Below are 9399 nucleotides of genomic sequence, written 5' to 3' on the forward strand. Positions count from 1 at the left end.
TTTTTTATTATGTATTTTGCTCCAGTTCTTTCTGCGGATGGTATCCGAAAAGATGATGTTCTTTTATGATTTCGGCAATACCGGTTGGAAGCATGTGTTCCCATCCCGTTTTTCCCTGATTGATCATTTTTAGTACCTCACGAGAGAAAACTTCTAAGTTATGCGGATCATAATCTGCGATATCAATTACTTTTCCATTGAATTTAAAGAATTTGTACAATTCTTTCATTCTTGGATGTACTTTTAAGTTGTTTGAATTCATTAAAACGCCATTTTCATCCAACATTGGATATAAGAAAACTTTCATGTCTCTGTAGAATAGTTTTCCAAAGGCTTCTAATATTCCACCACTTAAATGACGGTAGTATTTCTCGTCAAAAATATCGACTAAATTGTTTACACCCATTGCCAATCCCATACGGGCTTTGGTGTAATTAGCAAAATATTCTACTACCTTATAATATTCCTGGAAATTTGAAATCATTACAGTCTGCCCCAGAGAGCAAAGTAATTCGGCTCTGTCCATAAAGTCACGTTCGTCAATTTCACCATCAGAACGTAAGTTAGAAAGAGTAATTTCGAAAATAACCAGTGTATTGTCTTTTTCTACTTTGTTTTCTTCCAAAAACATTTTAAGTGACTTCTCATACATGTCCATGTTTACTTTTGTAACCGGACGGAAACTTCCTCTTAAAGCAAGAAGATTTTTTTTGTATAAAATAGCCGCCGGTAATATGTTTTTTCCTTCCGGATTGAACATTACGGCATCAGTCATTCCGTTTTTAACCAACTGTAAACTCATCAAACGATTGTCAACATGAGCAAAACGAGGCCCTGAGAAGTTAATGGTGTCGATTTCGAGTTGGTCTTTGTCTAAGTGATCGTATAAATAACGAAGTAATCGTTTTGGATCGTTGTATTTGTAAAAAGCACCATAAATTAGGTTAACTCCTAAGATTCCAAGTGTTTCCTGTTGTAGTCTGGCATCAGTTTCTTTAAAACGAATGTGTAGAATAATTTCGTTGTATGCTTCATCCGGTTCAATTTGATAGCGGATTCCTACCCAGCCATGACCTTTAAATTGTTTAGCGAAATCTATGGTAGCAACAGTGTTGGCATAACTAAAGAAAAGCTTTGTTGGATGTTTTTCTCTGCTTAATCGTTCTTCGATGATTTGCCCTTCATGGGTAAGCATTTTTTTTAACCGTTCCTCAGTTACATAACGTCCATCGTTTTCAGCTCCATAAACGGCATCACTAAAATCTTTGTCATAGGCAGACATTGCTTTTGCAATTGTTCCCGATGAACCTCCGGATCTGAAAAAATGCCTTACTGTTTCTTGTCCGGCGCCTATTTCAGCAAATGTTCCGTAAATATTCTCGTTTAAATTAATGCGTAATGCTTTGTCTTTTATAGAAGGAATCTGTTCGATGACCCTGTCACCTTTGAGTTTTATTTCTGTACCCATTTTATTTTAAATAGATTTGTTACAAAGTTAGTAAATTAGCCTTCTAATGAAAGAGAAATAATCCTATTTTTGTAAAAAAATTAAGTTCAATTGAAGGTATATTTTTTAGGTACTGGTACTTCTCAAGGCATTCCGATAATCGGAGTGGATCATCCTGTTTGTAAAAGCACTGATGCTAAGGATAAAAGACTTCGTGTTTCTATTTGGATTACATGGGACGATCATTCGTATGTGATCGATTGTGGTCCTGATTTCAGACAACAGATGCTTTCCTGTGGCTGCCGAAAGCTCGATGCTATTTTATTTACACACGAACATGCTGATCATACGGCCGGTTTAGATGACATTCGCCCTTATAATTTTAGACAGGGCGAGATTCCTGTGTACGCGCATCAACGTGTAATCGACAATTTAAAACGTCGTTTTGATTATGTTTTTGAAACCGTAAACAAGTACCCAGGTGCACCCAGCGTTAAAACGATTGAGGTAGTGAATGACGTGCCTTTTGCCGTTGGCGATAAAACAGCAATTCCAATTAATGTCATGCACGGTGACTTGCAGGTTTTTGGATACCGCATCGATGACTTCGCTTACTTGACAGATGTGAAAACGATCGATGCAGCAGAGGTTGAAAAACTTAAAAATTTAAAGGTGTTGGTCGTAAATGCTTTACGTTTAGAACCGCACGATACTCACTTTAACTTGCAGGAAGCATTGGATTTTATCGACTTGGTGAAACCTGAAGTTGCTTATTTAACGCATATTAGTCACGTTTTAGGCTTTCATGAAGAAGTACAAAAACAATTGCCCGAAAATGTTTTTCTGGCTTATGATAATTTAGAAATTACAATTTAATTATATTACAAAAATGAAAAAATCCTTAATGCTTTACCTTTTTATCCTTGCGATATTAATGAATGTTTTTACCTATATGTTTTACAGCAGCGAAGTAAAATTTGAGCAGGACAGATATGTAAAAACGACCAAAAAGCTGAGAGACAGTATTAATTTGGTGTCAACAAAATTGGCGGAAGCAGATTATTTTTCTTTGGAGCACAATGAAAATGCACAGAATTATTTTGACAATAGTGCAACCGGAGGAAAAGTTATTTTATATGAAAAACTAATTCCGCTGGTAACAGAGAAACTATTGGATTTAAATGCAAACCCAAACGGGAATCCTTATACCGGACAAGACAAAATTGGTCCGAACAAATTCATCATCAATAAGGTGAAAATTTTAAATCACAGATGGATTATTGCAGATTACAGCAATGGTGAAATGTGGGGAGAAGTATTGTTGAAGTACTTTGTTAATGATGACGAAAGTATTACTTTTGAGGTAAACCAAACCTGGCTGTATCAAAAGTAAGAAGCTCTTTTCTTACTTCCAGGCCAGTTTAACTAAATATTCGACTTATGAAAAAGGTGTTTTTGCTTGCTATTATTGCGGGACTTTCATTTTCTTGCGGGAAGAAAGTCGCAGAAGAGAATAAAAATTTTGAAAAGAAAGAAGAAGTTAAACCAGCTGTTGTTGGAGGAGATTCGGATGCTCATGGATGTAAACCTTCTGCGGGTTACACCTGGTCGGCTCTTAAGAAAGAATGTGTTCGTCTTTTTGAAGTCGGTACAAAATTAGCTCATGCCGAAGATGGAAAAACATATTCCACTGTAGCTTATGTTATTTTTGACGGAAATAAAGCAGAGCTTTTTCTGGATACTCAAGATGAAGTAATCCTTTTAGAAAGAAAATCAGAAGGAGAGCCTTGGATTAAAGGTGATCTGCAGTTAATTCCCTGGAAAGGTTATGTTTTAAAGAAAGCCGGGAAAATTATTTATACAGGCGAATAGATTATAACGTTTCGACTTTTATAGCTTTTGATGTGAGATGTAAAACTGATAAACCAATCATTTTTACATCTCACATTTTACTTTTTACTGAAAACTATTCCGTCAGCCAGTTCTTAAAATCAAAGAAATTTTGCGGAGCAACACCATGCCCAACAGGATATTCTTTGTAGGTGATTGGAATATTCAAATGTTCTAAAATTGCAGGCGTTTTTCTGGCCCATTCGATTGGGATTACCTGATCGACAGTTCCGTGTGAGGCAAAGAATTTTAGGTTTTTAAAGTCATTTTTATCATAACCATCTTTGATGATATCTTCATTAAAATAACCGCTCATTGCCACTACACGTTGTACTTTTTCAGGATATGAAAGTGCAACGGAATAACTCAAAATGGATCCCTGGCTGAAACCAACCAAAGTTACATTATTAGGATCAATAGGGTAGTTAGTTGTTAATTCATCAATAAAGCCGGCAATTACATCACGGGAGGTTTTTGCTTGTTCATTGTCAGAAAATTTATTCTGATCTGCATCAAAGTTAATCGCATACCAGGCGTAAGCGCCATATTGTAAATCATAAGGTGCCCTGGCTGAAATAATGTAATAGTGATCAGGAAGTTCGGTTGCAAATGAGAATAAATCGGCTTCGTTGCTGCCGTATCCGTGTAATAAAATTAAAACAGGATTTTTATCTAAGATAACTTTTGGTTCTTGTATTTTATATTCTAGAGATAGATTCATTTTTAAGTGTAAGATGTGAGTTGTGAAATGTAAAATGTAACTTGTAGTATGTATTAACTATTAAGACAAATCTCGTTAGGCTGAGCGAATTCGAATCTTGTTTGGCTGAGCGAATTCGAATCTTGCTAGACTGAGTTAAGATAATGTTTGTCAGGCTGAGCGAAGATAAAACTTGTCAGACTGAGCGAAGTCGAAGTCTGACAAAGAATGTAATTTAAAATTTACCCTATTTTTTGAAACCATTTTTGGAAAAGCTCTCCCACTAACGGAATTGGTTTTGTTTGTCCCTGAATGGCAGTAAAAATGCCGTAAGTCCATAAAATTGAAATACAGATCCACATGGGGAAAGTAATAAAGAAGCTGTCAAAATTGCTGATGATGGCTCCGAACGAAATAAAGGTTAAAGACAATCCTAATGCCTGACGAATGTGAAAAGAAGCAAAGCTGTTTTTGTCTTCAGAGTTCATCGACATTGCGATTAGTACCCCAATAATCAAAATATAACTGGTGATAGCGATTGGTTTTCCCTTTTCAATTGAATTGTTCATTGTAATTATTTAGAGGTAACAAGTTGATTTTGATTGAATATTCCATAAACAGAACCTTTGATTTCTGCTCCTAAAAAAGCAGAGTTTTTAGATTTGGATAGAATGTTTTCTTTGGTAAAAGTTGATTTTCCTTCCGGAGTAAAGAAAGTGAAATTGGCTTTTGAACCTTCTGCTATGACACTGTTTTCAATTCCGAAAACCGTTTTACCCAACGTTAATTTTTCAATTACAGTCTCTAAAGGCAGCACCGTTAATAAAGCACCAAAAGCACTTTCCAGACCAATTGTTCCATTTTTAGCGGTGTCGAATTCCATTTTTTTGAATTCAATATCAATTGGATTATGATCGGAAGTAATCATATCAATAGTCCCGTCTAAAACTGCGTTTAAAAGAGCTTTTCTGTCTGCTTCGCTTCGTAGTGGTGGCGTTACTTTAAAACGGGTGTCAAATTCTTCCAGTTTTTCATCGGTTAGTACCAAATGATGTACAGCAACACTGCAAGTAACTTGCAAGCCTTTTGCTTTTGCTTCTTGAATTAATGCGACAGTTTTTGCAGTAGAGACGGTCGGGATGTGTAATTTTCCACCGGTATATTCTAGTAGAAATAAGTTTCTGGCAACTTGAAGCTCTTCGGCCAGAGCAGGAATTCCTTTAAGTCCTAATCTTGTTGAAACGATTCCTTCATTAGCAACACCATTTCCTTTTAAATTAGGGTCTTGTGCATAGGTAATCACTAAACCATCAAAATCCTGTACATATTGTAAAGCAATTTTAAGTACATTGGCGTTGTCGATACTTTTGTTGTAGTCTCCAAAAGCAACAGCTCCGGCATTTTTCATATCGTAAAGCTCAGCCATATCTTTTCCTTCGCTGGCTTTAGTTAAAGCTCCAATTGGGAAAAGTTCAGTAGCAAAACCGTTTGCCTTATTTTTTACAAAATTTACCTGTGATTGATTGTCAATAACAGGGAAGGAGTTGGGTTGAAGAGCAACGGCTGTAAAACCGCTTTTTGCCGCAACATTCAATCCGTTGGCGATCGTTTCTCTGTCTTCGTAACCCGGCTCTCCAAAAGAAACGCTGCTGTCAAACCAACCTTGAGAAAGATGTAAGTGATCAAATTTTACCTCTTTTGCATTATCAATTTCAGGAAGTGAAGTTCCTATTTTTTCAATTAAACCATCTGCAATTAAAAGATCAACGGTCTGATTGTGAAACGGACTCTCTGAATCGATTATTTTGGCGCTTCTGATGATTATTTTCATATGTAGAGAAATTTATTTATTATTTTACAGATTCTCGTTTGTCATTTCGACGTAAGGAGAAATCGCATTTCAATATTCTGTGCAGTGCGTTCTCAGCAAGTGTGATTTCTCCTTACGTCGAAATGACATACAAGCTAAAAGAACTACTTTACAAATTTTATTATTGCCATTTCTAATGCTAAAAATAACAGTGCAAAGATAACAAACCATTTCCAAATTTGGCTGTCTGTTCGCTCCGTTTGTAAGGTGTTAAAAATGGTCGAAATCGTATCCGCTGTTTTAAAATCAGAAACCACATTGGTATTTACCTGACTCAGGTCACTTTCGCTTCTTTTGTAATTAAAACTTAGATTTTCGACCCATTCTTTTCGGTCAAAAACACTATAATTCCCAGCTGTTTCTGGGAAATCATTAAAGGTGAGTTTAACTTTGTTGTTTAGTATTTGCTGAATGGGAATAAAGGAATCATCATTTCCTTTTACTTCCAAAATGGCATCTTTCGTTAATAATACATCGACAAAATAAGGCTGATTACTGCCTATAATCAAAGCGTTAACCCCGGTTTTTTGATTGTTCTGCCCCATTTTATAAAATAATGGAACAATCAAAGGAGACTGCTGAAAGTTTGAATTTGTGGCATTAATAGGTGCCGTAAAGACCGTAATTCCCGAAACCGGATTTTGAATGGCTGTTACAAATACGCTTTGGTCTTCGTAGGATAAAACGGCTGGGTACGGACTTGAAATGCCAAAAGAACTGTTTGTTTTTGGATATTGAAAGTTCGTGATTTTGTTCTCAAACACACCAGAGAATAATGGATGATCAAAATTGATTTTGGTGATTAATTTCGCCTTGTTTTCAAGAGCGGTAAACTGAATTTTTCCAAAATTACCCAAGAAAGAATTCAAATTAGAAATAGCTGTTTTTTCGGAAGGGATCACTACTAAATTACCACCTTTAGCGACAAATGCTTTTAAGGTAGTTTGTAAGGCCTGGGGAACTTCTGTCAGTTCGTTTAGAATAATGGTATTTTGTTTGTCTAAACTGTTGTAATCCAGGTTGCTGATCGAATAGTTGTTGTAGTTGAATTCTGCCGATGTATAAATTCGGGATAAGAAATTACTTTTTTCAGGTTCACCAATACTGATGATGTTTGTTTTCTTTGTTTTCAGGATGCTGAAATAAAGCTTGTTGTCGTACGCTAATCCATTGTCTTCAATAACAACGTAACCATGAAAAGCTTCTTTCGGAATGGTAAAGTCTATTTTCTTTTTCTTTGCATCAAAATGGATAATGGTTTTGGCAATCAGTTTGTTTTGATTGTACAGAGCCATCGAAACAGGTTTGAAATCTTCTCCGTAAGCAGAGAGATTAACGCTTATCTCATAGAAATTCTCCAGAGTCTGATTGATAAAAACACTGTCAATGGCAATATTGTTTTTCTGTTCCGCTTCCGGAATAATAAAATAAGGTTTCTCTTCGGTGTCAAGGTTTTTTATGTCCTTCCCGGTAAGACCTACCGCATCGGTAATAATTACAATATCTTTTTTATGAGCTGATTTGTGTGCTTTGATCTTTGCTATTATTGACGGAAGTTCAAAAGGTGTAGCGCTATATTTTAGGTTTTGCAGTGCACTTTTTGATGATTTGATATCGGTATTCCAATAGTTTTCAGTGTTAGTCAACAGTGAAAAAGAGGCATTTTCGGGCGTGTTTTCAAGAAGTTCCTGCACGGCACGTTTTAGTAGTTCTCCTTTTTTTCCTTTCGCCTGCATGCTAAACGAATTATCGAGAACGATGTACATTTCGTTGGCAGCATTTTTACTGTCTTTAGCCTCAAAAAAAGGCTGGGCAAAAGCCAGAATAATACAAGTTAATAGCAGCAAGCGGGTGGCTAATAACAATCGCTTTTTGATTTTTGAGCTCTTTCGGGTCTGAACAGAGATCTCTTTCAGGAAGCGGACATTAGTAAAAAAGGAGGTTTTAAAACGTCGTAATTGAAATAAATGAACCAAAATTGGAACAATTAACAAGAACAGAAAGTATAGAATTTCGGGATGTTTAAAATGCATTCGGGCTTCGATTTACTTCACTACGTTTTATTTTTCGCGAAGACACTGGTCAAAAATACAAATTTTTACTCAAACCCTATTAGTTATAGAGCAGATTATGAGCAAACGCCGTTGGCTATTCTTTTTAATGAATTTAGATCGTTTTTTGTTGAAGAAACGGTTTGTATCGTCTGAAAAATCTAACTTTTGTAATCCCATTTGTAACAAAAAAATGGGTTCGGAGAAGATATTATTCGCTATTTTAGCGTATCTAAAACAATTTAAGAATTATGAAAAGATTATATATACTGCTTTTTTCTGCTTTGTCCTGTGCGGGTTTACAGGCTCAGAACAAATTTAATTTGCTGGTAGGAACTTACACGAATACTTGTCAGAGTAATGGAATTTACGTTTATGATTTTAATGCCGATTCCGGTGATTTTAAATTGAAAAGTTCCTCAGAAAATGTAGTAAGCCCAAGTTATTTATCGGTTTCAGCAGACAATAAGTTTGTGTATGCCGTAAACGAAAACGGGACTCACAGCTCTGTTAGTGCTTTTGGTTATGATGCAGGATCTGGAAAATTAACTTTTCTAAATAAAAATGATGCAATGGGCGCTGATCCCTGTCATTTGATTAATGATGATAAAAATGTGCTTGTCGCGAATTACTCAGGAGGAAATATTGCTGTTTTTAAGAAGAATGCCGATGGAAGCATTTCTGAAGCACAGCAGTTGGTTCAGCATGCAGGAAAAGGAATTAATGCGGCGCGTCAGGAAAAAGCACACGTACATATGGTGGCTTATTCCCCTGATAAAAAGTTTGTTTTGTCTAATGACTTAGGTCTGGATAAAGTTTTTGTGTATAAATACAATCCGAATTCTAAAAATGAAGTTTTAACACTGAAAGGGTCTGTAGATGTAAAACCGGGAAGCGGACCAAGGCATTTGACGTTTAGTAAAGACGGTAAATTTGTGTATTTGGTTCAGGAATTAGACGGTACTCTAACGACTTTTAGTTTTGACCCAAACGGAAATTTGAAAGTAATTGGAGAGACCAGCATTTTGCCAAAAGGATTTAAAGGAGGAACCGGAGCGGCAGCCATCAAAATTTCGCCTGACGGAGCATTTTTATACGTTTCAGATCGTGTCGATGCAAATTCTGTTTCCGTTTATAAGATTCAGAAAAATGGAGGGATTGAATTGGTAGAGCAGGTGAGTACGCTGGGAAAAGGCCCAAGAGATTTTGCGATTGATCCTACGGGTAATTTTCTTTTAGTAGGACATCAATATACGAATGACATTATTATTTTTAAAAGAGATAAAACGACCGGGAAATTAACCGATACAGGCAAGAGAATTGGATTGTGTTCTCCGGTTGGGTTGGTATTTACAAAAATATAGTTTATTAAGGTACTAAGTTGCTAAGGTTCTAAGCAGCTAAGATTGTGGCTGTGGAAAAGTAACAAAGCTCAAAANAA

The 9399-nt window shown here is 36.0% G+C and carries 9 protein-coding genes; 4 read left to right on the forward strand and 5 right to left on the reverse strand.

What is annotated here, in order from left to right:
• Positions 1-7: 7 nt before the first annotated feature.
• Positions 8-1468, reverse strand: a complete 1461-nt coding sequence (locus C245_RS0122250; protein ID WP_017498819.1) for a TonB-dependent receptor — start codon at positions 1466-1468, stop codon at positions 8-10.
• A 90-nt stretch (positions 1469-1558) separates the two neighbouring features.
• Here C245_RS0122250 and C245_RS0122255 point away from each other — a divergent pair, with 90 nt between their 5' ends.
• From C245_RS0122255 to C245_RS0122265, 3 genes are read left to right on the forward strand one after another with little or no spacing between them, the layout of a single operon-like run.
• A complete protein-coding gene (locus tag C245_RS0122255) occupies positions 1559-2323 on the forward strand; it encodes an MBL fold metallo-hydrolase (protein ID WP_017498820.1) in 765 nt (254 codons plus the stop codon).
• Between the two features lie 13 nt (positions 2324-2336).
• On the forward strand, positions 2337-2840 hold the full coding sequence (locus C245_RS0122260; RefSeq protein WP_035747178.1) for a hypothetical protein: 504 nt from the start codon (positions 2337-2339) through the stop codon (positions 2838-2840).
• Between the two features lie 47 nt (positions 2841-2887).
• Positions 2888-3319 (forward strand): hypothetical protein, encoded by a 432-nt coding sequence (locus tag C245_RS0122265; protein ID WP_017498822.1) that lies wholly within the window; start codon positions 2888-2890, stop codon positions 3317-3319.
• Positions 3320-3413: 94 nt separating this feature from the next.
• Here the strand turns inward: C245_RS0122265 and C245_RS0122270 are convergent, their stop codons facing one another.
• From C245_RS0122270 to C245_RS0122285, 4 genes are all read right to left on the reverse strand, one after another.
• Entirely contained in the window at positions 3414-4058 is a 645-nt protein-coding gene (locus C245_RS0122270; RefSeq protein WP_017498823.1) for an alpha/beta hydrolase, read from the reverse strand.
• A 221-nt stretch (positions 4059-4279) separates the two neighbouring features.
• A complete protein-coding gene (locus C245_RS0122275; protein ID WP_017498824.1) occupies positions 4280-4606 on the reverse strand; it encodes a membrane protein in 327 nt (108 codons plus the stop codon).
• Between the two features lie 5 nt (positions 4607-4611).
• A complete protein-coding gene (locus C245_RS0122280) occupies positions 4612-5868 on the reverse strand; it encodes a dihydroorotase family protein (protein ID WP_017498825.1) in 1257 nt (418 codons plus the stop codon).
• A 143-nt stretch (positions 5869-6011) separates the two neighbouring features.
• Entirely contained in the window at positions 6012-7940 is a 1929-nt protein-coding gene (locus tag C245_RS0122285) for a BatA domain-containing protein (RefSeq protein ID WP_026110232.1), read from the reverse strand.
• A 269-nt stretch (positions 7941-8209) separates the two neighbouring features.
• On the opposite strand from C245_RS0122285, the gene C245_RS0122290 reads away from it, so the two are divergent.
• Entirely contained in the window at positions 8210-9322 is a 1113-nt protein-coding gene (locus tag C245_RS0122290) for a lactonase family protein (protein ID WP_017498827.1), read from the forward strand.
• Positions 9323-9399: the final 77 nt, after the last annotated feature.

The organism is Flavobacterium sp. WG21, assembly GCF_000335775.1.
In the GTDB taxonomy this organism is placed as follows: domain Bacteria; phylum Bacteroidota; class Bacteroidia; order Flavobacteriales; family Flavobacteriaceae; genus Flavobacterium; species Flavobacterium tructae.

What these genes read in the sequence shown, in the direction of transcription:
- C245_RS0122250 (WP_017498819.1), bottom strand. Translation starts at nt 1,468, where the DNA reads ATGGGTACAGAAATAAAACTCAAAGGTGACAGGGTCATCGAACAGATT.
- C245_RS0122285 (WP_026110232.1), bottom strand. Translation starts at nt 7,940, where the DNA reads ATGCATTTTAAACATCCCGAAATTCTATACTTTCTGTTCTTGTTAATT.
- C245_RS0122265 (WP_017498822.1), top strand. Translation starts at nt 2,888, where the DNA reads ATGAAAAAGGTGTTTTTGCTTGCTATTATTGCGGGACTTTCATTTTCT.
- C245_RS0122290 (WP_017498827.1), top strand. Translation starts at nt 8,210, where the DNA reads ATGAAAAGATTATATATACTGCTTTTTTCTGCTTTGTCCTGTGCGGGT.
- C245_RS0122270 (WP_017498823.1), bottom strand. Translation starts at nt 4,058, where the DNA reads ATGAATCTATCTCTAGAATATAAAATACAAGAACCAAAAGTTATCTTA.
- C245_RS0122280 (WP_017498825.1), bottom strand. Translation starts at nt 5,868, where the DNA reads ATGAAAATAATCATCAGAAGCGCCAAAATAATCGATTCAGAGAGTCCG.
- C245_RS0122260 (WP_035747178.1), top strand. Translation starts at nt 2,337, where the DNA reads ATGAAAAAATCCTTAATGCTTTACCTTTTTATCCTTGCGATATTAATG.
- C245_RS0122275 (WP_017498824.1), bottom strand. Translation starts at nt 4,606, where the DNA reads ATGAACAATTCAATTGAAAAGGGAAAACCAATCGCTATCACCAGTTAT.